A 21,765-nucleotide genomic window follows, 5' to 3' on the forward strand; every position below is an offset into this window, starting at 1 on the left:
CCCGAAAATTTACCTTTTAAAAATAATTAGGACAACGTCGTAATTATTTTTAAAAGGCCACCAAGCGATAGCGCTGTAGCTGCTAAAAAAATTTTAAATTTTTGTGTCTACTTTATTGACCTAATATCATTTTTTTTAAAATAGAAAGGGCTAAAATTTTTGTTGCTGATATAAGTATTATAAATCCAAGCTCGAAAGACAGAAAGACCCCGAATCCAATTGTGTTACTTGCGTTAGGTTATGCATCTAAAGTGTTAGGATGGGAAAGAATTATATGTATATTTAATTCAGACTATGGGACTTATGAAGATTTGCCCTTTGATTTAAAATTTAGAAGACATATAGTATATAGTCTTAATGGAAAATCTGAAGTAAGGAAGTATTTGGCTAAAATATTAACGAAAACAATTCAAGAATTATATGTAAAAGGAATGTTAGATGATGAATTAAACGACTTCTTAAAAGTTCAGGTAGACACACAAATATTATCGCTCCTCAATAGTATTTATAAGATACTGTATGGATATATTGGTCAAAAAACATTCAGTAATTATGAAACAATATTAAATCTTGAATTAGATGATATTAAAGAATTGCTAAATAGAAAGTTTTTAGGGTTTCAAGTGTTTAAACATTATAGAACAGTATAGAGAGAACTACGTAATATCGCAAGACATTTTCTATCGTCAGCTTATTATAAAAAGGAGCATTCCTGTTAGAAGGTTTTTCGGGGACTTGAATAAAAAAAGCCCTCTTGGTATGATTCGGGGTGTCAATCGGATGAATTGACACCTAATTTGGATACCAAGGAGGACTATACATGAATTCTATCTCAATCAAGTCACCGATCAAACGCGAGTCAGTCAAGACTTTGTGGGAATTTTTTTAGTTCGCTGAAAATAGATGTAAGTCATAGGTTAGCGAACCATTTTTTTGAATTTTATCCGTAAGCGCTTTCGGATTCTCATCCCTTGCCATGATAGACCGATATGTATACCTTTTTTTACCATTCCTTGAGTTCAGGCAGGTCATGATAGATCGGAGACCCGGAAGATTGCTGCAAATATGGCACGTTATTCCACGTGATCTCCGGCCAAAGACGGCGGACGCGTTGTTTCGCCTTGTTCACGATCGTCTGTTTGGTGGATGTCGTCGACGCCGTTTCCTCCGCCGGCTGCGACGATTCTTCTCCGAAACGACGTCCGAAAAGACGAATCCCATCCATACCGGGCAATCATTGCCTTGAAAAACGCCCCGAGTCCCTTGTCTGTCCAACTGCGGCGGTATTTCACCCGATACGCCAACTGGCTTCTCACGCTTTCAGCCCTTCCCATCGGATACATGCCCGTTGTGTCCACTCCTTGCTCCTTCAGCCATTCCCGGTAATCTCGGATACATCCCGGCATCGATTCGATCCGGTGGATCAAGGCAGCCAGCTGTTGTTCTTTCGCTTCGTCCCCCAGCGTGCCGAGGGCTCTGTTCAGTTCCACAAGCAACCCCTCTTCATCCTGCTTCGCCGGCTTTTGCCGAATCGCCTGTCACCGTGGATGGCCCGAGAGGCATTAGCGCAACTCACGCGCCACGTGGAATCGATCAAATTGGAAGCAGTCCCGTCCCTTGAAATACTCCCGGCACGCGGTAATCCATGGAGCGCCGTCCCCGTTGATGACAAGAAGATCCCGATACGGATCATAGGCATATTCGTTCATCAAAAATTCCTCGAAGCCTTCCCACACCTCCCTCTTGCCCTCATGGACGTAATGGCGCTGATTCACGAATTCGATCCGTAAGCCGTTGCGCTTCCACCCTTCGTGAACGATCAGGATTTGTCTTCCTTGGCCCGTTTTCTCTTCCCTTGGCGAGAGACAAACAGTCCATCGGCCTCCCACAAACAGCATCCGTCCATATTGCTGGTCAACCGGGCAGTGCAGCGGAGCTTCGGCTTCGAGCACCAACTGGCGGATCGCCTCATGGCTTATCACCGGATACCCGACCATCTGGGCAAGCGTACAAGCCGCTTTGCGATAAGAAGAGCACTCCACAACCAATCCCACCGCCGTTTCTTCTAGACAAGGACTGATTGACTGCGATCCATCAAACGCTAGAAGGGAGTCAAGCAAAAACGTGTAACGGTTTTGTTCTCGGTCTAAATAGTAGTTTCGCTCAAAGGTGACTTCGCCAAACAGGGTTTGAATCGTGGAGCGTCGTTTGTCTTTCAAGTGGTACCGGCGCTTGTCCCGGGTTTCCGCCAATTGTCGGTCGATGTCCTCCAACAGAGCCGTAAACAGCTCAGCGAAGGCGTTTTGCAGGGCTCGAAACAAATCAAGTTCGATCTCTTTCCATGTCAACGAATTTGTGGTAAGATGTTGTTGAATATTCATGGGACTCTCTCCTCCTGTTTGATAGTGTGGTCAATCATCTTATCAGGGAGAGAGTCCTTTTTTCATGTTCCTGCTTGGGATCCTACCGCGCTTTCGCTTGGTGACCCCGATGAGGGGATTGCGAACCTACGTTCCCATCCCCCCTCATCGGGAATTCTAAGAATTTCTCCCACAAACATTTTACGCACACCAGAAAATATTTATGGAAAATGCAAAAAGGCTAGATAACGCTAGATACCATGCATGGTTTCATCATCATAACTCTGATTGATGGATTACTGTTGCAAAGAAAAAAGAAGGTAAATTCATCCAATATCATTACAAACCACAGGAATTGGCTGAAAAACTAACAGAATGGCTCGAAGAGGATGTTTATTTTAGCTAGAATACTTTTGCCGACAAATTACGAATATAAGGCAATTAAAGTCGTTATATGTTGATTTAGATTTTTATTTGTTTAATTATAATTCGAACTGGATAATCGGCAAATTAGAATACGATTATTTTGGCCAATCGATTCCAGAGCCGAATATAATCATTTTTAGCGGTCAAGAAATGGTTTTAATTTGGCTTAAAGAGCCTGTTCCTTACAAAGCTTCACCGTTATGGCAAGCGGTACAAAATCACTTCTTAGAACAATTAAAAGAGCTAGGGGGCGACTCTAGGGCGGTTGATGCTTCAAGGGTATTCCGCATTGCTGGAAGCATTAATTCAAAAAACGGTGTAGAGGTAACAGGGCAATATCGTCATAAGGAACGTTATGTCTTGAGAACGTTAATTAAAGGAGAAATGATTTTTATGGAAACTTATACAACCCTCAAAAAGATTACTCCTTCCTATGACCCTTGGGAAGCTTATTTAGATATGAAGGAATACGGTGAATTAACATTATCAAATATAGAATTTACCACCACCACAATCTGTAATATGCGATGTGAGCATTGCGCTGTAGGATACACTTTATCTCCGAAAGATCCGGAAGGGCTGCCGCTCGATTTACTTTTAAAAAGGCTAGACGAAGTGCCGACATTGCGATCCCTTTCGATTACCGGCGGGGAGCCGATGCTTTCGATAAAATCTGTGGAAAATTATGTCGTTCCCATTTTAAAATACGCACATGAACGCGGGATACGAACCCAAATCAATTCCAATTTAACATTGGACTTGAAACGCTATGAAAAAATTATCCCGTATTTAGATGTTTTGCATATTTCCCATAACTGGGGAACAGTCGATGATTTTGTTGAAGCCGGATTTGCAATGATGAAAAAGAAGCCTCCATATAAAGAACGCGCAAAATATTTTGAACGAATCATTGAAAACTCTAGAGCTCTGGCTGAAGCGGGAGTAATTGTTTCAGCGGAGACGATGCTGAATAAACGGACGGTTCCTCATCTTGAAAAAATCCATAGACAAATTGTAGACGAAATGAAATGTCAACGCCATGAGGTGCATCCAATGTATCCAAGTGATTTCGCTAGCAATCTTGAAACGCTCAGCTTGGATGAGATACGCGAAGCAATTCATAAGCTTTTGGATATCCGCGACGAATCAGTGTGGATGCTGTTTGGAACACTCCCGTTTTACGCTTGCAGCGACAATGAGGAAGATTTAGCATTGCTGAAGCGATTGAGAGAAAGCAAAAACGTGACTGTTCGAAATGACCCTGACGGCAGATCCCGTCTCAATGTCAATATTTTTACAGGGGACATTATTGTGACAGATTTCGGCGATGTACCGCCGCTTGGAAACATCAAAAAAGATACTCTTTTATCAGCCTATGAAAAATGGATGCAATCCCCGATTGCCCAACAGCTGAATTGCCATTGTCCAAACGTAGCGTGTCTTGGACCGAATCTTTTAGTGAAAAATAGTTATTACCGAGACTTAGATTTTACAAAAAGAAAAGCGCGCATATAAATAAAAGGGCTTGGGCTTCTTTCGGCAATATATTTGCCTTTCGCCCGCCCTTTTCTATTATCTAGGCTGATTGGTAATAAGAAAGTGGAAGGATGCCCGATCCTGCACAGGAATCCATGCTCCAATGCCTTGTTGCGTAACATTTTTGACAACAATTTGCTTCTTGCTTCCCTTTAACATTAAATACACTTCTCCGTAAGTGACTTTTCCTTTTTCGTTGACAGCGGGAACGTATGCGTATAAATACCCCATTTTTTTCGGCGGGATATTATATACTTGATTTTTTTTCGTCCCGAAGCCGACAATTGTTTCAAATGCTAGCGGCATTTTCGATTTCTTTGCCGCCTTCATCAGCATCATTTTTTTGACATCTTTATGATCAGAAATTCTAGCGGTTAATCCTCCTTTTACCCGTTTTTGCGCCTCCTGTTTATAGCTAATTTGAACGGGCGACTTACCGCCTCGATTGTCAAAAAAGTTTGTATTGATTTTTTGATACTCCCAATTGACTGTTGTTTCCTCAGATTCATAATTCAATGCCCACCGTCCCAAATAAATGGCGGCTCTATATCCTATGGCGGTTGGAGAAGGTGTAATGGAAGACTCATTTAACATTTTAATTAAAACAGGATTTTCAATCGGGACGTTGGATGTTTTGATTAACTCTTTTGTTAATTCACTTGGCTGTAAATAAGGAAGATTTTGACTCGGATTTGGATACGTATTTTCTTTTGAAATATCCATCACCGATTTGGGGATAGTTGGTGCTTCAGCGAAGCTTAAGCTTGAACAAACCGATGCAAGCATGACTGAAATAAATAACGTCATTAGCTGTTTCATGTGGTTATCTCCTTTCAAGTAGCCTTTGCTTGTAGTTTTTTCAAGCTATTTGTATTTTATCCGCAAAATATCTTTCTATAATAGATAGAAGCCTATCCCCATGATGACATAAGCAGCAAGCAAAGTAGCCCCTTCAAACCAGTTCGTATCGCCGTCATTGGAAATTACAATCATGAGCAGTACTCCTGTCGCCATGGCAATCAACTCAGGAAGTGTAAAGACGAGCGGCATTTTTTCTGAAAACAGAAGCGAAATTAATACAAGCAAAGGCGCAACAAACATGGCGATCTGCAAGGTTGATCCGATGGCGATTTCAACCGCCACATCCATTTTATTTTTGTAAGCCATAATAATCGCAGACGCATGCTCCGCTGCATTTCCAACAATGGCAACGACAATTACCCCAATAAATAATTCACTCCAGCCAAGTTCATGTGCGACCGTTTCAAACGTATGTACAAGATTTTCCGAAACATATGCAACCGCAATTGTTGCCAAAAACAAAATGATGGTTGCGATTTTGCCAGACCATTCCGGGCTTTCGTGTTCTTCGATCTGCTCCTCTTTTTTCTGATAAACTCCCCGATGGGTTACCAATTTAAAAAACAACGCGGCTAAATAGAGCCCGATCATAATGATGGAAATGCCAATGCTTAACGTCAATGTGTCCGTATCATTCATTGTTTGTGCAAACACTTCTGGAATGACAAAGGCAACAATGACCGCAAACATTAACAATCCAGAATTATGTCTTGCGTCGTATTCATTAAACTTCTGCCGCTTGTACTTTAATCCACCAACAAAAAACGATAAACCTGCAACAAGCAGCAAGTTGCCGATTACAGAACCTGTGAGAGATGCTAAAACAACTGAAATTAAACCTGCTTTTAACGCAAAGATTGAAATAATGAGCTCAACAGCGTTCCCAAAAGTCGCATTCAACAGTCCGCCAATTCGTGGACCTGCCACAATCGCCAAGCTTTCTGTCGCTCTTCCCATAAAACTGGCAAGTCCGATAATCGTTAAACAATAAATTGCAAATAGAAGCAGTGCATTCCAATGCATCAAACTGCCAATAACGGACAACGGCAATCCAACAACAACCAAGATCGATAATATACGATTGAACATAAAGCTCACCACCCATATTTAGCAATAATTTTCCCGAAAACTTTGCTTACTTATTTTAACAAAAGTTGTTTAAAATAAACACTTCCTTCTAAAAAAGGCCGTTTACAATTATGGAAAAAATTTGTCCGTAAAAATTATTTTTATTCTGACATAAGCAATATATTTTGACAAATCGAGCATTTTGCAAAGAGTCAGTCAAGACTTTGTGGGAACTTTTTTGATTCGCTGAAAACAGATGTAAGTCATAGGTTAGCGAACCATTTTTTTGAATTTCATCTGTAAGCGCTTTGGGACTATCATCCCTTGCCATGACAGACCGATATGTATACCTTTTTTTACCATCCCTTGAATTCAGACAGGGCATGATAGATCGGCGTCCCGGACGATTGCTGTAAATATGGAAAAATTAGAAAAGGCCATTCAAAAGATTACAAATGAGATGAGACGTTGCAAAGAAGCGGGTTTTGTAGATGGTATTCCATTTTGGGAACAAGCGTTAAGTAAGCTACTGAAAGAGAAAAAATAAAGGTCACTTATCCATTAAGGCATTGTAATTAGTTTCTTTCTTTTAAGGATTTTCGAGTTTGTTGGTATTTAGTCTACCAGTAATAAAGTTCTAGAATACTTTATTTAATGGTATTTTTATACCAAAAAATGAAATATGTGGAACTATATTGATAAAATTAACGTCTATAAGTGTGATAGAAATTAATATACTAAGGAGGTAATTTAATATGCGTAAAAAAATTTTACTTGGGGCTTTAAGTTTATCTTTGTTAGGAAGTACATTACCATCATACTCAGCGTTTGCGGCAGAAAAACAAGATACATTAAACGTCTATTCTCAAGGATATAATGTATCGTTATCAGAAAATCTTATTCAAACAGCTGATCAATATGTTGTTGTCGAAGAAAATAAATTTGTATTGAAAGATGAGAAAAAGTTAAAGGAGATTCTTTCTGAAAGAGATTTTGAGATTGTTAACAATTTAGTATCTCAAGCTAATAATAATTTAGAGACCATCAGTGGAGCTAATACAGCGGTAGTAGGAAATAGTGTTGTTGTAATGCCTAAAGACGTTTCAGCTAAAACTATTAGTTACGCTAAAGCTTCTGAAGGAAAAAGAGCAATTAAATTTCATTGGTGGGGAATCGAACTGTGGTTGACTAAGACTGATGTTCGAGCCATAGTAAAAGGTGGAATTTCTGGTGGTGCAGCATATCTAGGTAGTATATTTGGAATAGCTGGCGCAGTTGCAGGAGCTGTTGTAGGAGCCATAATATCTGAGTATATAACAGGTGTCCCGATTTATGTTAAATATACTTATGGTAATAAATATCCTCCTATTGTCTTACCTCAATAAAAAGGGTTGAAAATTATGAAAAAAGCTATTATATCTGCAATTTTTGCAGGATTAGTCGTTTTAATAGGTGAGTATATATTCACAAATAGCTTAATTAAGTTATCGGTTCAAATACCCGTGTTATTAATTGGTATTGTGCTGATATATAGGCTACTGGGAAAATAGATTGATACACATTTTCGCTGTATAAAATCTTTACAACATTCCCCTGTACTGTTTTAAGTGCAGGGGAATGAAGATAATTGCTAGTAATAGTCATATCCATTTTCTCCTTTATTTTTGATTTTATTTTAATTACTAACTCAACTTTCGCAGATAGAAATTGGCAAATAAGCCTTGATATAACTAGGAAGGCCTGCAATCCATTGCTGTAGTTGACTTTCAATGATTTTTTTGTCATTTTATTTATCTTTTTTAGGGTATCTTGAAGAAGCTCGATCAACTGCTGTAAAGCTACAGCCCAATCCAGTTCATTGATTTCATCGCATAGTTCATAAAAGAGACCGCCAATGGTCCGATCATCCGTGTTACATTGATTTTGCCACGAGAGAACGATGTAACGAGTAAACACAATGTTGGTATGGCTGATAAGCAAGTCGAAAGAACGGCCTTGGAATTCTTCCTGAAGGCGCAACAGTGACTTAGTCGTCTTGAAAAATACTTCGATGTCCCAGCGTATTCCATAGATGCGCACGATTTCTTGTTCTGTCAGGGTACAATCGGTGCTAAGAATGGCCACCCATTCGTTTTTCTTGTTTCGGTTTTGAATGAAGACCACTTTAACTGGTATTCCATTTGCCATCACCGTGTGAATGGAACGAAGGATTCCTTTCTTTCCTTGAACCGGATTAGACAATCGATAGAGTTTTTTTAAAGAGACGGCTCTGCCCCCTACGAGATAGCGTTGATTGGTCGCTTTCACCATGCCGATCACATCAAGTCCCTGTTCCACGATTGCTTGAATGAGAGGTTGTTGAGTAAACCATGTATCCATCAAGACGTAACGGGCTCCAACCCTGCGGTCAAGGCACGCTCAAGTATAGCAGGGATTTGTTCTGGTGCTGTCTGTAATGCCTCAACACGGCGTTTATCCCCTGATGTACGCTTATCTATTTTTTCTGAAATCCCATTGATTTGAGCCTTTTTGGAGCTCAATAAAGAAAAGTCAATCGGCATAAAGGAGTAGCCGTCAGACCAGCCTAAAGTAAGCATACGAAAGCCTTTATAGAATCGCTTCCGGAGCGACGAGTGATCCATACAACGTGCAAGCAGTTCCACTTTCTTAATGCGATTCCGTCCAAACATCGAATCATCAATAATGAATACTTTTACCCGGTATTTATCTGTTAGGCTACTAACCTTGGCAATGACCGAGGAACTAAAGGAAAGTAGAACGGCACCATGGTTGAGGAAACGGTAGACCGCATCCTTGACTGGCAGCTGATCCGCTTTTTTAGAGTCCAAAAGCCGGAACCAGTTCTTCTGTTGGAAAATGAGGCAAAACACCAGTTGAAACAAATAAGAACAGGTGAATCAGAGATTTTTTTGGATGTTTGCCTTTCGAAGATGTTTCAAGATTTCTAATTCGTTGAAAACGGATTTTAGTTTATTTGGTAATTGATTATTTTGTTCCTTCTGCTCTATCATTTAGAGGACACCATGTGCAAAATACTCAAATCTAAAAAATACAACAACAAGAAAAAAATGATGTCTGAAGCAGAAGCCTTTTGCCGATTACAGCTTCGGATGATTGACGGTATACTATAACGTGGTGGTTTTTGCAAACATTTCACAACGTTACCGTGCTTGGACCTTCTTCCCTTTTTAAAAATGAGGACAGCCGCATGTGTAAAGCCTGTCGATCATTTTGTAAAAAAACCCCTTTATTTTAATCAGGCAATATAGTATGATAATTTTAACGAAATGACCAAAATGTCCATTTAGTCAATCAAGAGGATGAGGAGCATGGCTATCGATCGAAAACAAAATATTATTGATGCGGCGACAAAATCTTTTTCCTTATTCGGGTATAAGGCAACGACGATAGAACAAGTGGCGAAACTCGCGAATGTAGGCAAAGGAACAATTTATACGTTTTTTAAAAGCAAAGAGGATTTGTTAGACGAAATTATTTCCTCAGTTATTGTAGAAATAAAAGAAACGGCAGAGCATGCAATGGACCCCGATCGTCCATTTCTTGAAAACGCCCATCGCGCTTTATATCGCATTGCAGAGTTTCGAAAGCAACATCCACTAACAATTAAGCTTCTCCAAGAAATTCGGGATATCGGGACTCCGGCCGTTCAAGAAGTGATGAAAAGATTGGATCGGGCGATTATCGCCTTTATCCGCGAAAAAATTGACAACGCCATAAAAAAAGGAGAAATTCGCAACTGTGATTCCGAAATCACCGCCTTTTTAATGTTAAAAATGTATATCGCCCTAAACTTTGATTGGGAAAAGGAACATGAGCCGCTGCCAAAGGAGAAAATCGCAGAATTATTTGAGCTGTATTTTTTAAAAGGATTGTCGAAATAGATAGTCCTTCTTCTTTTATCATAAAATGACTAAATGAGCAAAATGGTCAAAAGTACGAAAAAGGAAGGAGATAACCGTTGCGTGGAATCTCATTATTTTTACATGAGCTAAAAATGATTGTAGCGAATCGGAAAATTTTGATTCCTGTTATCGCTATTTTATTTATCCCCATTATGTATAGCGGAATGTTTATATGGGGATTTGGAGATCCGTATGGCCACTTAGAGAGATTGCCGGTCGCTGTAGTCAATCAAGACAAAGGGGCAACATTGAATGGGGAAAAGTTAAAGATCGGCGACGATCTAGTGGAAAATCTAAAAAAGAAAAAGCAGCTTTCTTGGGAATTTGTTGACGAGAAAGAAGCGGAAAACGGATTAAAAAACCGGAAATATTATCTAGTTATCAAAATTCCAGAAAACTTTTCAAAGCATGCAACTACGATAAAGGACGAACACCCTCAAAAAATGGAGCTCATTTATATGCCGAATGAGAGCATGAACTTTTTCGCAGCACAAATCGGGGATAAAACTATTGAAAAACTGAAAGAAGAAGTTGGTGATACATTAACGGAAACATATGCCGAAACAATGTTCCAAAATATTAAGAAGCTGGCAGAAGGGCTCGAATCGGCAAGCGAAGGAGCAAAGAAACTGCATGACGGCATTGATTCAGCAAAACAAGGAGCAATAAAGCTGAAGGACGGGGTTGATTCGGCCAAAGATGGTTCACAAGAGCTGTACAACGGCGCGCTCTCTGCGGAACAAGGAGTTCAAGAAATATATGGACATTTAAAAACGATGGCTGAAAAATCATTGATATTTAAAAATGGGCTGCAATCCGCTAGTTCCGGAGCCGAGCGTCTGAACAGCGGAATGAACCGTTTTAATTCCGGTCTTGAACAATTGATTGCAGGCCAAGAGAAATTGCTCGATGGTGCAGAAAAGGCAAGAAATGGTTCTCAGCAGCTGGCGGATGGATTAAAGCAATCACTTCATGGAATGAAACAAATAAATGAAAAAGCTCCTCAGCTCGCAAACGGAGCCGAGAAAGTACGAAGCGGAGCCAGCAATCTGTCGTCATCACTCGGACAATGGGCTAAGGGAGCAGAACAAACGAAAACGGGAGCGGTACAGGTGAGTGCCGGACTGGAACAACTGACAGCCCGGCTTGATGCTATGATCGCTCAAACGTCTGATCCGCAGCAAAAAACGGCACTCAAAGAACTGCGTGCAAGTGTAGGGCAGCTGGCGGATGGAAGCAAACAAGTAACAAGCGGTATAAGCCAGCTTTCCGAAAATGCTGCAGCATTGAAAGATGGAGCTGATCAGCTTTCTTCTGGATCAGCGCAATTGCATAGCGGAACAGTCGCTTTAAGCGACGGTCTCAAACGACTAGTAGCAGGGCAGGAGCAGCTCGCCGCAGGTGCCGAATCATTAGCTGGCGGACAGAAGGAGCTCTCCCAAGGATTATCGACATTCGGTGAAAAAATGAATGAAGCGAAAAGCGGAATAACCCAGCTGATGGAAGGAAGCGGACAATTATCAGCCGGCTTGCATGATCTCGCTTCCGGTTCTGATCAACTGCAAGATGGCACTAATCAGCTTGCTGCTGGTTCCGGCGAATTAGCAAACGGAATGGAAAAACTCACAAATGGGTTAGGGAACTTTTCACACGGAATCGAGCAGCTCTCTAACGGGTCTGGTCAATTGACGGAAGGAATGACGACGCTGGATAAAGGTTCTAATGAATTGGCAGAAAAATTGCACGATGGAGCCAAAGATGCCAGCAACGTCAAAGCGGACAAAGAAATATACGATATGTTTGCAAAACCTATTAAAATTAAAAACGAAAAATTAAACGAAGTTCCTAACTATGGAACGGGGATTGCTCCGTACTTCTTATCGCTGGGATTGTTTGTCGGCGCCTTGCTCGTAACAATTGTGTACCCTCTTCGTGAACCAGCAACTACACCTAAAACGGGAATGAGTTGGTTTTTTAGCAAGTTTGGTGTTCTCGTTATGATCGGCGTCATGCAATCGTTGATAGCCGATACAATTTTACTAGCAGGAGTAGGCATTGAAGTGCAAAGTATTGCGAGATTTATCGTATTTACGATCATCACAAGCTTAACGTTCATGACGTTAATTCAGCTGCTTGTCACAACGTTAAGTGATCCGGGAAGATTTTTAGCAATCATTATCTTAATCTTACAATTAACTACAAGCGCCGGTACCTTCCCGTTAGAGTTAATCCCAACAGCGTTGCAGCCGCTCCACAACTGGCTGCCAATGACATATTCCGTAGCCGGCTTCCGTTCAGTCATTTCGAGCGGCGATTATGCGTTTATGTGGCAAAATGCGTTTATTTTGCTCACTTTTATGATCGTGTTTGTTCTCGCAACGATCACCTACTTTACAATCCAACATAAACGCCGTTTTAGCGAGGCCGTATAACTTTTTGTTTTTGAATTTGCCGGACGAACTTTTACACCTTCGACTCTAGCGTAATAACTGAAAGGAAATTTTTCAGAACTAAATGTGGTAAATCGGCAATGCCACAATTCCTCTTCATAAAAATGAAATAGAAGCAGATCTCTATCATCTGCTTCTATTTTTTTGTTGAAACTTTTATTCATTCAGCGATTCGCCAAAAAGGCCTTCAAAAATGGATTCTTTTATAGGACGACGAGGGGTTGGTGCCTCTCTTTCCTGCAGGCTTTCCGGCAGAGCTTCTTTTTCCCCTTGATAGCCAATTGCAATGAGCGCATTGATTGCATACTCTTCAGGGATGTTTAAAACTTGACGTGCTTTTTCAAAGTCTATGCCTGTCATCGGATGCGTAATCAAGCCTTTTCTTGTTGCTTCTAATGATAAATAGCCCCAAGCTGCACCTGCATCAAAGGCGTGGGAGCCGATTTCCCCCCGCTCGCTAGTCTTTTTAGAAATAATCAAGGCAAAAACCGGGACGTTTTTGCACCAAATTTGATTAAACTCGCCAATGAATGACATAAATCTTTTGCGGTCTTCCTCTGTGCGAGCGATAATAAAACGCCATGGCTGGAAATTGAAAGCAGAAGGCGCCCAGCGTGCTGCTTCAAAAAGGCTTAGTAACACATCCTCCGGGACCTCTTTAGTTAAAAACGAACGCGGAGACCAGCGTTTTAAATAAATAGAATCAATTTCATATTCGGCCTGGCGGGCAAGCTTCGTTTGTGTCATCACATTACCTCCTAGAAATCAGATCGGAATTATACACATTTATTGTATTACATTTTTTTCTAAAAACAATTTTTTTGCTCAGAAAAGCTTTTATTTTAGTTCAAATGTTTCCGTAACGTTGATGCTGCCTTCTACTGATTGAACCATTGGACAATTTTTGTGCGCCAGCTCCAAGCATTTTTGAATTTGCTCACGGTCCAAATCCTCGCTGGAACTTGAAATGATGAAATGAAGATGAATTTTTTCAATTCTGTTCGCTTTTTCTTCGTTCCGTTCAACTTCAGCTTGAATCGTAATATCGTCATAAACGATTCTTTTTTTATCTAAAATTTTTCTGAAAACACTTCCGCTGCAGCCAGCAATGGCGGAAACCATCAATTGAAATGGACGGAATCCGTATGTAACATCACCTGCCACATGCAGTTCTCCGTATTCAAAAGTTGTTTTATATCCAATTTCCTTCATTTGAAATTCCATGCTGTATCATCTCCTCCATTAATATCTACAATTTTATTGTAATTGATTAATTTTTTTATTTGCAATTAATACAAATTGCGGGAAAAAAATTAAAAAATAAGTTGAACATCTACTCCATCTGTTATATAATAGTTTAAAAATAAAAAAACTGTATCATAACATTATAAAGGAGAGGGAAAAATGATGAAACGGCAGGAAAGAAAAAATATGATTGATTTTATTGAAAAAATAGGAAATATTGATCGGGAAACGCTTATGTACATGACGGATGCGGACATTGAACACATTTATGCTTCTATTTATGATCGATATTTAGAAATGGCTGAGTAGAAAACGCAAAAGAAGCCTTCTGCCGCCGGAGGTCCGATGCGAACATTCCCGCAAAAAAAGAAGCTTAAACGCGCAGACACTCACCTCTTGCCGAACTTTATTTAATATAAAATTAAAGCTCTGAACTCATGGCAAACATAGCTAAATTCTTGCTGAATACAAAAACCCGGGCTGTCGAAAAATTCGACAGCCCGAGGAATGCGCTTGATAATATCTCTTTTAATGGTAGCCGTTTTGGCCGTTCGCACTTCCGCTTGTTTTATGCTTCGGCTTGGATTTTGAGTTTTGCTTGTTGTGTTGACCGCCTTTTTTTGATTGCTTTGCCACTCGTATGTCCTCCTGTTTACGTCAATTTTTTCAGCCTCATTTTTAATATGACCATGTGAAATGAAAAAAAGTCTTCGAAATAAATGGCGGCCTTTATTAATTATTGGAATTTTTTGATAAAATTGCATTGATCTCCCCGCCTAATATAATAATAACCGCGGAAAGATAAAACCAAATTAGAAGAATGATCACCCCGCCGAGGCTTCCATATGTCACGCTGAAATTCCCAAAATTTCCGACATAGTAAGAAAAAAGAAGAGAAACAACAATCCAGCCAACGGTAGCAAATAAAGCGCCTGGATATGCTTCAGAAATTTTCATCCGTTTATTTGGCGCAATAAAATACAGTCCTGTAAAAACGATGCACAAAATAACAGCACTTAATAACCATCTTATCGTATTCCATATCGTTAAAAACACTTCTGTAAATCCGAACGCCCGAAATATAAACAAGCCTATCTCTCTGCCAAACACCGGAAGCAGCAGTGCAACTAAAATGACTAAAATCATGGCAAAAGTCAACAAAATAGACATCAAGCGAGCTACAAGGAAATGACGGTTTTCTTCCACTTGATATGCTTTATTAAAAGCTCTGACAATCGCATTAATCCCATTTGAGGCAGACCAAATTGTTCCAATGACTCCGAACGACAAAAGGGTCACATTTTGAGTTTCAATAATATGCCTCACATTGTTTTCGATCAATTTCATTGTATTTCCCGGTGCATATTGTGCGACAAAATCAAGAACAACATCTGAAGAGAGGGGCAAATATGCAAGGAGATTCATTAAAAAAATAAGGAATGGAAAAAGAGACAAAAGAAAGAAGTAGGCTAACTCCGCAGCTAAACTTGATATTTCATCTTCTTTAAACCGTTTAAAAAGCTCTTTAGCGATTTGAAGAAGGTTGATGTGGTCATCCATCTTGGCACCTCATTTCAAACTAGTTTCTGTCAAAGGCGCTCCTTCCATTTCTCTTTTGCTTCTTTCATTATTTCCATTACTTTCGGTGTCGTTTCTTTTAATTCTTTCACTTTTTCAGAAACAAATTCAATATCTTCGATTGTTTGCTCGATTGTTCTTTTGACAGAGTTCATTTTTTCCTTTGTTTTATCAGCAATCTCCATCGGATTTTCTGCGCACTGCTTGATTTTGCTAAAAGCTGATCTGCTTTTGCTGATTACATCGTCCCTTGTTTTTTTATCCAATAAAGAAAGCGCTGCGCCTGCGATCGCTCCGATGAACAGCCCTTTTAACAATTTATTTTGCGATTTCATTTGACTTTCACCTCTTCTACGAAAGATGGTGTTCTTCTTTGATCTTCTGGAGCAGCCCTTTGCAGCCTTTGACAACCATGTCATAAACCTCTTCAAAGTTCCCAGTATAATACGGATCAGGGACGTCCAAAATATCAGCATCTGGTACGAAATCCATTAAACGACTGATTTCACCCGTATTGTTATATCCTGCCATCCGGCGCAAATTTCCTAAGTTTTCTCCATCCATGGCAATAATATAATCAAAATCTGATAAATCATTCTTATGAATTTGACGTGCTTTTAAACCTTCATAAGAAATTTGGTAACGGTCTAATATTTCTCGAGTCCCTCTATGCGGCGGGCTTCCTACATGCCAGCCTCCCGTTCCCGCTGAATCGACAAAAATTTTATCTTCCAGACCTTCCCGTTTAACTAAATCACGAAAAACCGCCTCAGCCATTGGCGAACGGCATATATTTCCTAAACAAACAAAAAGTACTTTTATCATTGCTGAAACCTCCTGAAACCATTGCTTCAATCGTTTTTTCATAAGCTGCAAAGAATAGTTTGGAAAGATCAATTTTTTTGATCATAATATTCAATCTTTCATAATACATGATACAATGAAACAAATAAAAAAACGAGAGGATGAAATCAATTGAATTTATGTGAAAAATCAGCAGAAAATATGGAATACATGATTAAAAAAATTACAGAAAAATTGAATATGATCAACATCAGTGCAGTTCAACCAACACATTTTAATGTAAATATGTATGAAGACCTAAAAGAAATTTATGACCATGTAATGAAAAAAAATACTTTCAGCCCCAGCGAAATGCAAGCAATTGCAGAGGAATTGGGGAACCTACGAAAGAGCACTCTTTAAGTGAATTGAGCTTTCTGCTGCTCGTTGCGAATGGGCTTGTGCAAATGACGGCAATTAGTGTTTAACTTAGCGATGTTGAAGTGTTGTGAAAACTCGCAGCTGCTGTCCTCATCAGCTTGCTTCAGTTGATTTGTTATATGTGGTTCTATACGCTTCTCAAAACGATGTTCGAGTCACATTAGGAACCGCCCAATCTGCCATCCATCAGAGGTTTAGCTTGGATTCTAAAGCAGGCGAATCGTGTACGCGCTCCATTTTCATCATTCTCTTTTTCTTTTGCAGGAGAAAAATAAAGATAGACCTCCTTGTTGTTTAGATGCCAGATTTCAGAAGAAATCGTTTTTACTTTAAAGCAGCTTTATAAATTCAGTATAAGCTGCTTTTTGTATAATAACTTTTTGTCAAAACGGTGTCTATTTTTTGAACAAAATGTGAATTTTTTGTTTCGTTTTTGTGACAAATGATTTATAATAAAAGAAAACGTTTTCTTTGTTTGGGGGTCAAAAAAATGGTCGTGACACTTATGAAATATTTTTATTTATTCGTTGCTCTCTTCTGTTTATTGTCTGGAATTTTGGTCGGTTTTGCAAAGGAGCTGCCGCTTTCGGTGATAGTCATTTTCTTAGGTTTTTTCAATCTTGCTTTATATTATGTCTTCCATAGAGAAGCCTTGAAAAAACAGCAAATTTAAAAGAATGGCGAAAATAAAGGCACCATTCTTTTTCGAAAACGTCAAATAAGCTTTTTATAAACTTTATCTTTATAAAATTGAGATGCAGGTGTGTTGAATATATTCCTTTTCTTCACGATTCGTTCCAATGCTAATTGTTTTTCCGACAGCTTTTGTTGTAATTTTTTCCTTTCGGCTTCATCTTCACAGCATTTTAGTAAATCTTGAATAGTTAATAGTTCCTTTTTCAAGTCATTTTCTTGATCGACCATTCCGGCGTTTCTCAAAAGACGATAAGCCATTCGGAGTTCTTCCGGAATATCAGACAAATCGTCATGCGGGAGAGGCTTCCCCATCCCGGGAAGTTCTTTAAACTCTCCCTCTTCATATGCCTTTTTGATCCGATCCTCAGCAATTTTTGCAAATATATCCACGCTTCACCCTCCCTTCGACCGTTATGTTCGTCCTTTTTCTAAACGCTTTACCCGCTTTTTCATCGCTTTTGTTAAATATCCACCTTTAAAAGAACGAATTTCATACGAGCTTAAAAACGCTTTTGGTTCTATTTCATTGACAAGGTTTAAAAATTCTTCCTCCCGAGAGCGTTGAGCAACAACTTCCAAACGATACCTAATCGAATTCATTCCTTCTCCTTGAAAGACCGTAACCCCAAAACCAGCCTCCCTCAATTTTTTGACTAATCCGGAATTTTTATCCATTAAATTCACATTGTATGTTACATATCCAAAAGCCAGCTTTTTCTCCAGTTCACCGCCCAACAACAGCCCTGCACCAAAACCGATAATATATGCACTAATATTGTAAATATTAGATAAATCTTGAAAAACTATTCCTAAAGCGACAATATAAATCGCTGCTTCTAGCAAACCTATACCAGCAGCAGCCTTTGTTTGATTTTTCACTAACAAAATAGTTCGGATCGTCAATACTGGTACATACAATAATTGCAGCAAAAAAATAAAAATTGCTTGTAGAAACATGTTGCCTAGACACTCCTTTGTTCCATCATACTATAAATTATTTTCAAAAAGAAAGAGCTATCATAAACTCAAAATCTGAGATTTGAAACTACATTTTTACAATTCATCTTGATCTGTTATTATGCTTCGAAACTTCCTTTTTCATGCGAATAGGCTGGCGCTTGAAATACATCGCTGTTCTCCATACCCACTCCAACGGCCCTAATTGAAAATATTTAAACCAAATATGGCTGATGATAAGCTGCACGGCAAAAATTGCGAGTGCAAGCCAAAAACCGGCGAAGGGGTATACTTTACCGTACAATCCCAATCCGTAATGATAAAAAAGATATGTACAAATAACAGATTGCATGATGTAATTTGTCAATGACATGCGTCCAACAGGCGCAATCTTCTTAACAATTTGCCGACAGATTGGGTGAAAATATAAAAATATTAGAGAGATCACATAAAACAACATGAGAAATGGTGCACCGAACACCATGTAAAAACTATTTTTAGCGGTGACCGCAAAAATATTTAACGGAAGCCCAATGATAAGCCCGAAAAACCAGATGGCTGTTAATAACCTTCGATGCTTCTCCGGTTCTTGAAAAAGCTTTTGTTTCGCAAATATCATGCCAACTAAAAACATGCTGATATATGGGAGCATGTTTATTATATAGACAAGCGGTTGAAAAGGCCACATGCCAGACATAGACATGTAAAAAAGCCGATCATGAATACGCTGATGGAAAATATCAGTAAAACTTCCGTTTTGATATGAATGGATTGCGTTTCTTGCCTCCTCTTCCAATAAGGCAGCCTGCTCTCTTTTTTGGACTAAAGCATCCTCACCATTGGATACAGCCGTCATCAAACCAATAAGGAGCAAATATAAACTAAATAAACATACAGTCCATACCAAAAGGGTTTTCCAGGAACACTTCCGGAAAAAAAGGAGAAGAAACCCCAGCACAGCATAATCCATTAAAATGTCTCCATCCCAAATGAAAAATGAATGAATTAGTCCAAATACAAAAAGCACCACCAGTCTGCGTATATATATAGAAACAAAGTTCCTGCCGTTTCCTAAAGCCCGTTCCTCCATGATGATGATTCCAAATCCGAACAATAATGAGAACATTGTAATAAACTTCATTTGTACAAATATTTCCAAAATATTTTTCGTTAGAAAATCCCATGTTCTCCATGTTTCAGTAAAAAAATTTTCGCTGCCTATTTGGTATAAATATACATCTGGATAGCTGAAATGCGCCATATTCACAAGTAAAATGCCAAATATCGCAGCCCCCCGCACCACATCCACTACTTCATAACGCTCACGTTTAAGATTCAAACCAAAACCCCCATTCTGAAAAAAGTTCTTATTGTTAACGCCCTTTTTTCATTACTTTTTGTCCAAAGGCTGCATTTCAGCTTTATCGTGTTTAAATTTATTTGAATATAGCGAAAAAAGAATGACAATTTTCTTATAGTCTATTATGATAGACATAAGATTCGAATATCAACAGATCCACAAGGGGAGCTATATGCTGAGAGTGGACGGATATTTCGTCCAGACCCTTTGAACCTGTTAGTTAATGCTAGCGTAGGGATGTGGAAGTATACTGATCCATGATACAGCCTTTTTCCCCCTTATGGATATTTGTTGATAGCAAATAATATACAGGGGGTTTTATTTTTGGAAAAAAATCGCTTATTACTATTAATAGAAGCAGCAATCTTTGCAGCATTGGCAGTTATACTTGATCTTCTCCCTTCCATTCAATTATCATCAGCCATTTCTATATCCATTGCCATGGTGCCTGTACTCATATTATCGTTTCGATCCGGTGCAAAGATTGGCTTCATTTCCGGCTTTTTATGGGGATTATTGCAAATTGTATTAGGTGATGCATACATCCTGACGCCTGTTCAAGGCTTCATCGACTATTTTCTAGCTTTTTCCTTTATCGGTTTAGCCGGTCTTTTCAGCAAAACTATTCAAAATAAGCTGAAAGATGGAAAGAAAAGCTCTGCTCTTGTTTTCATCATCTTTGGCGTCTTCATCGGAGCTTTTGCACGTTATTTTTGGCATTTTATCAGCGGTGTCTTTTTCTTCGGAGAATATGCACCAGAAGGAATGTCAGCGGTCGTTTATTCTTTGATCGTAAACGGCATTACGATGATAGGAGCGTTTGTATTATGCGCTGTCGTTACTGTTATTCTCATTATGGCAGCGCCAAGATTGGTTGTAAAATAAACAAAATCATCCTCTGCAAAACATGCAGAGGATAATTTTGTTTATAGGGTAAATACTTTCGTTTCAACAGTGTATTTTTTTAATTTTTCACGGCTTACATGAAAACCGATCCCCGGGTTATCAGGCAAGGCAATTTTTCCATTATAAACCGATATTTCCGGTTCAATAATATCTTCTTCCCAATACTTAGATGAACTGGATATATCTCCTGGCAGTGTGAATTGTTCAAGTGTCGCTAAGGCTATATTATGGGCCCGTCCAATCCCTGATTCAAGCATCCCTCCGCACCAAACTGGAACATTTTGCTCTTTGCAAAAATCATGGATTTTTTTTGCTTCTGTCAAACCGCCAACACGGCCGATTTTTATATTCATAATTTTGCAGCTTCGAAGTTCAACAGCCTTTCGAGCATCTTCGAAGGAACAAATACTTTCATCTAAACAGATCGGTGTGTCCAATTCTTTTTGAAGTTTGCTATGATCCACAATATCATCGTGCGCAAGAGGCTGCTCAATCATCATTAATTGAAACTCATCCAATTGTTTTAGATGATTTATATCTTTTAATGTATAGGCACTGTTCGCATCAGCCATTAAATCCAAGTTCGGAAAATGCTTCCGTATTTCCTTAACTACTTCAATATCCCAACCTGGTTTAATCTTTATTTTTACTCTCTTGTATCCTTCCTCCTGATATTGTTCAATAAGACTGATTAAATCTTTTATTGTTGGCTGAATACCGATGCTCACCCCAGCTTCAACTTCTTTTTTCATTCCCCCGAGAGCTTGTGAAAGAGGTATATTTTGCTGTTTTGCATATAGATCCCACACGGCACCTTCCAAAGCCGCTTTTGCCATATAATTTCTGCGAATAAAACGAAACGATTCAGCCAACTCACGAGGATGATGAAACGTCGTCTTTGATAAAATCGGAATGAGGAAATCTTCGATCATGTGCACAGTTGTTTTCACGGTTTCTTCTGTATACCATGGAATGGAAAAAGCAACCCCTTCTCCAAAACCGGCTGCACCATCATCATCCTTTACTTCTACGATCAACAATTCGCGATCGTGAATGTCTCCATAGCTAGTAGAAAATGGGGCTTTCAAACGCATCTGTAATATATGCAAAACAATTTTCTTAATTTTTATCAATTAAGAGCATCTCCTTTTTTA

Annotated in this window: 21 protein-coding genes, 2 pseudogenes and 1 riboswitch; of the genes and pseudogenes, 10 read left to right on the plus strand and 13 right to left on the minus strand. The window is 39.2% G+C overall.

Annotated elements, in window-relative coordinates; all coding sequences use genetic code 11:
• The first annotated feature begins 251 nt into the window (after nucleotides 1-251).
• Nucleotides 252-650: a hypothetical protein gene (locus NST97_RS10130; RefSeq protein WP_144598508.1), complete on the plus strand. Its 399-nt coding sequence runs from the start codon at nucleotides 252-254 to the stop codon at nucleotides 648-650.
• 423 nt (nucleotides 651-1,073) lie between these two features.
• Here NST97_RS10130 and NST97_RS10135 read toward each other — a convergent pair.
• Nucleotides 1,074-2,381, minus strand: a pseudogene (locus tag NST97_RS10135) (ISLre2 family transposase).
• 798 nt (nucleotides 2,382-3,179) lie between these two features.
• Between NST97_RS10135 and yfkAB the strand changes: the two are divergent.
• Nucleotides 3,180-4,301, plus strand: a complete 1,122-nt coding sequence (gene yfkAB, locus NST97_RS10140) for a radical SAM/CxCxxxxC motif protein YfkAB (protein WP_063386763.1) — start codon at nucleotides 3,180-3,182, stop codon at nucleotides 4,299-4,301.
• Nucleotides 4,302-4,358: 57 nt separating this feature from the next.
• On the opposite strand, the gene NST97_RS10145 is transcribed toward yfkAB, so the two are convergent.
• Together NST97_RS10145 and cax are read right to left on the minus strand one after the other, a co-directional pair.
• Nucleotides 4,359-5,141 carry a YfkD famly protein gene (locus NST97_RS10145; protein ID WP_341343191.1) on the minus strand — a complete coding sequence of 261 codons (783 nt, stop codon included), beginning with the start codon at nucleotides 5,139-5,141 and terminating at the stop codon, nucleotides 4,359-4,361.
• Nucleotides 5,142-5,216: 75 nt separating this feature from the next.
• Nucleotides 5,217-6,272 carry a calcium/proton exchanger gene (cax, locus tag NST97_RS10150; protein WP_130156871.1) on the minus strand — a complete coding sequence of 352 codons (1,056 nt, stop codon included), beginning with the start codon at nucleotides 6,270-6,272 and terminating at the stop codon, nucleotides 5,217-5,219.
• A gap of 397 nt (nucleotides 6,273-6,669) precedes the next feature.
• Between cax and NST97_RS10155 the strand changes: the two genes are divergently transcribed.
• Both NST97_RS10155 and NST97_RS10160 read left to right on the plus strand, forming a co-directional pair.
• Complete coding sequence (locus NST97_RS10155) at nucleotides 6,670-6,798, plus strand: hypothetical protein (RefSeq protein ID WP_339210386.1); 129 nt, start codon at nucleotides 6,670-6,672, stop codon at nucleotides 6,796-6,798.
• Between the two features lie 208 nt (nucleotides 6,799-7,006).
• Nucleotides 7,007-7,636, plus strand: coding sequence for a hypothetical protein (locus NST97_RS10160; protein ID WP_340882080.1), 630 nt, complete (start codon nucleotides 7,007-7,009; stop codon nucleotides 7,634-7,636).
• A gap of 302 nt (nucleotides 7,637-7,938) precedes the next feature.
• On the opposite strand, the pseudogene NST97_RS10165 reads toward NST97_RS10160, so the two are convergent.
• Nucleotides 7,939-9,283: pseudogene (locus tag NST97_RS10165) on the minus strand (IS4 family transposase).
• 318 nt (nucleotides 9,284-9,601) lie between these two features.
• On the opposite strand from NST97_RS10165, the gene NST97_RS10170 reads away from it, so the two are divergent.
• Both NST97_RS10170 and NST97_RS10175 read left to right on the plus strand, forming a co-directional pair.
• Nucleotides 9,602-10,174 (plus strand): TetR/AcrR family transcriptional regulator, encoded by a 573-nt coding sequence (locus tag NST97_RS10170; RefSeq protein ID WP_066247743.1) that lies wholly within the window; start codon nucleotides 9,602-9,604, stop codon nucleotides 10,172-10,174.
• Between the two features lie 77 nt (nucleotides 10,175-10,251).
• Nucleotides 10,252-12,627: a YhgE/Pip domain-containing protein gene (locus NST97_RS10175; protein ID WP_341343192.1), complete on the plus strand. Its 2,376-nt coding sequence runs from the start codon at nucleotides 10,252-10,254 to the stop codon at nucleotides 12,625-12,627.
• Between the two features lie 174 nt (nucleotides 12,628-12,801).
• Here NST97_RS10175 and NST97_RS10180 read toward each other — a convergent pair whose 3' ends face one another.
• Nucleotides 12,802-13,392 carry a nitroreductase family protein gene (locus NST97_RS10180; RefSeq protein WP_063386768.1) on the minus strand — a complete coding sequence of 197 codons (591 nt, stop codon included), beginning with the start codon at nucleotides 13,390-13,392 and terminating at the stop codon, nucleotides 12,802-12,804.
• A gap of 90 nt (nucleotides 13,393-13,482) precedes the next feature.
• Entirely contained in the window at nucleotides 13,483-13,869 is a 387-nt protein-coding gene (locus NST97_RS10185) for an OsmC family protein (RefSeq protein ID WP_130156867.1), read from the minus strand.
• 180 nt (nucleotides 13,870-14,049) lie between these two features.
• On the opposite strand from NST97_RS10185, the gene NST97_RS10190 reads away from it, so the two are divergent.
• Nucleotides 14,050-14,199 carry a BH0509 family protein gene (locus NST97_RS10190; RefSeq protein WP_375338764.1) on the plus strand — a complete coding sequence of 50 codons (150 nt, stop codon included), beginning with the start codon at nucleotides 14,050-14,052 and terminating at the stop codon, nucleotides 14,197-14,199.
• Between the two features lie 423 nt (nucleotides 14,200-14,622).
• Here the strand turns inward: NST97_RS10190 and NST97_RS10195 are convergent, their stop codons facing one another.
• From NST97_RS10195 to NST97_RS10205, 3 genes are read right to left on the minus strand one after another with little or no spacing between them, the layout of a single operon-like run.
• Nucleotides 14,623-15,450, minus strand: coding sequence for a YihY/virulence factor BrkB family protein (locus NST97_RS10195; RefSeq protein ID WP_063386771.1), 828 nt, complete (start codon nucleotides 15,448-15,450; stop codon nucleotides 14,623-14,625).
• 29 nt (nucleotides 15,451-15,479) lie between these two features.
• Nucleotides 15,480-15,803 carry a YtxH domain-containing protein gene (locus NST97_RS10200; RefSeq protein WP_063386772.1) on the minus strand — a complete coding sequence of 108 codons (324 nt, stop codon included), beginning with the start codon at nucleotides 15,801-15,803 and terminating at the stop codon, nucleotides 15,480-15,482.
• 16 nt (nucleotides 15,804-15,819) lie between these two features.
• Nucleotides 15,820-16,293 (minus strand): low molecular weight protein-tyrosine-phosphatase, encoded by a 474-nt coding sequence (locus NST97_RS10205; protein WP_130156865.1) that lies wholly within the window; start codon nucleotides 16,291-16,293, stop codon nucleotides 15,820-15,822.
• A gap of 150 nt (nucleotides 16,294-16,443) precedes the next feature.
• Between NST97_RS10205 and NST97_RS10210 the strand changes: the two genes are divergently transcribed.
• Both NST97_RS10210 and NST97_RS10215 read left to right on the plus strand, forming a co-directional pair.
• Nucleotides 16,444-16,674, plus strand: coding sequence for a DUF1128 domain-containing protein (locus tag NST97_RS10210; protein WP_063386774.1), 231 nt, complete (start codon nucleotides 16,444-16,446; stop codon nucleotides 16,672-16,674).
• A gap of 508 nt (nucleotides 16,675-17,182) precedes the next feature.
• Nucleotides 17,183-17,365, plus strand: a complete 183-nt coding sequence (locus NST97_RS10215; protein ID WP_063386775.1) for a hypothetical protein — start codon at nucleotides 17,183-17,185, stop codon at nucleotides 17,363-17,365.
• Nucleotides 17,366-17,406: 41 nt separating this feature from the next.
• Here NST97_RS10215 and NST97_RS10220 read toward each other — a convergent pair whose 3' ends face one another.
• The 3 genes from NST97_RS10220 to NST97_RS10230 all read right to left on the minus strand — a co-directional run bounded on the left by NST97_RS10220 (nucleotide 17,407) and on the right by NST97_RS10230 (nucleotide 19,684).
• Nucleotides 17,407-17,778, minus strand: coding sequence for a DnaJ family domain-containing protein (locus NST97_RS10220; protein ID WP_339193364.1), 372 nt, complete (start codon nucleotides 17,776-17,778; stop codon nucleotides 17,407-17,409).
• A 21-nt stretch (nucleotides 17,779-17,799) separates the two neighbouring features.
• The gene (locus NST97_RS10225) at nucleotides 17,800-18,345 is read right to left on the minus strand and encodes a DUF2179 domain-containing protein (RefSeq protein WP_327863655.1); all 546 of its coding nucleotides are present in this window, start codon (nucleotides 18,343-18,345) and stop codon (nucleotides 17,800-17,802) included.
• Nucleotides 18,346-18,448: 103 nt separating this feature from the next.
• Entirely contained in the window at nucleotides 18,449-19,684 is a 1,236-nt protein-coding gene (locus tag NST97_RS10230) for a DUF418 domain-containing protein (RefSeq protein ID WP_242513770.1), read from the minus strand.
• Nucleotides 19,685-19,856: 172 nt separating this feature from the next.
• Nucleotides 19,857-19,960, plus strand: a riboswitch (TPP riboswitch).
• Nucleotides 19,961-20,029: 69 nt separating this feature from the next.
• Between NST97_RS10230 and thiT the strand changes: the two genes are divergently transcribed.
• Nucleotides 20,030-20,590, plus strand: a complete 561-nt coding sequence (gene thiT / locus NST97_RS10235; protein ID WP_066247732.1) for an energy-coupled thiamine transporter ThiT — start codon at nucleotides 20,030-20,032, stop codon at nucleotides 20,588-20,590.
• 41 nt (nucleotides 20,591-20,631) lie between these two features.
• Here the strand turns inward: thiT and menC are convergent, their stop codons facing one another.
• Nucleotides 20,632-21,741, minus strand: coding sequence for an o-succinylbenzoate synthase (gene menC / locus NST97_RS10240; protein WP_242513771.1), 1,110 nt, complete (start codon nucleotides 21,739-21,741; stop codon nucleotides 20,632-20,634).
• Nucleotides 21,742-21,765 lie beyond the last annotated feature (24 nt).

The sequence above is a fragment of the Aeribacillus sp. FSL K6-1305 genome, from assembly GCF_038050115.1.
GTDB lineage: Bacteria > Bacillota > Bacilli > Bacillales > Aeribacillaceae > Aeribacillus > Aeribacillus composti.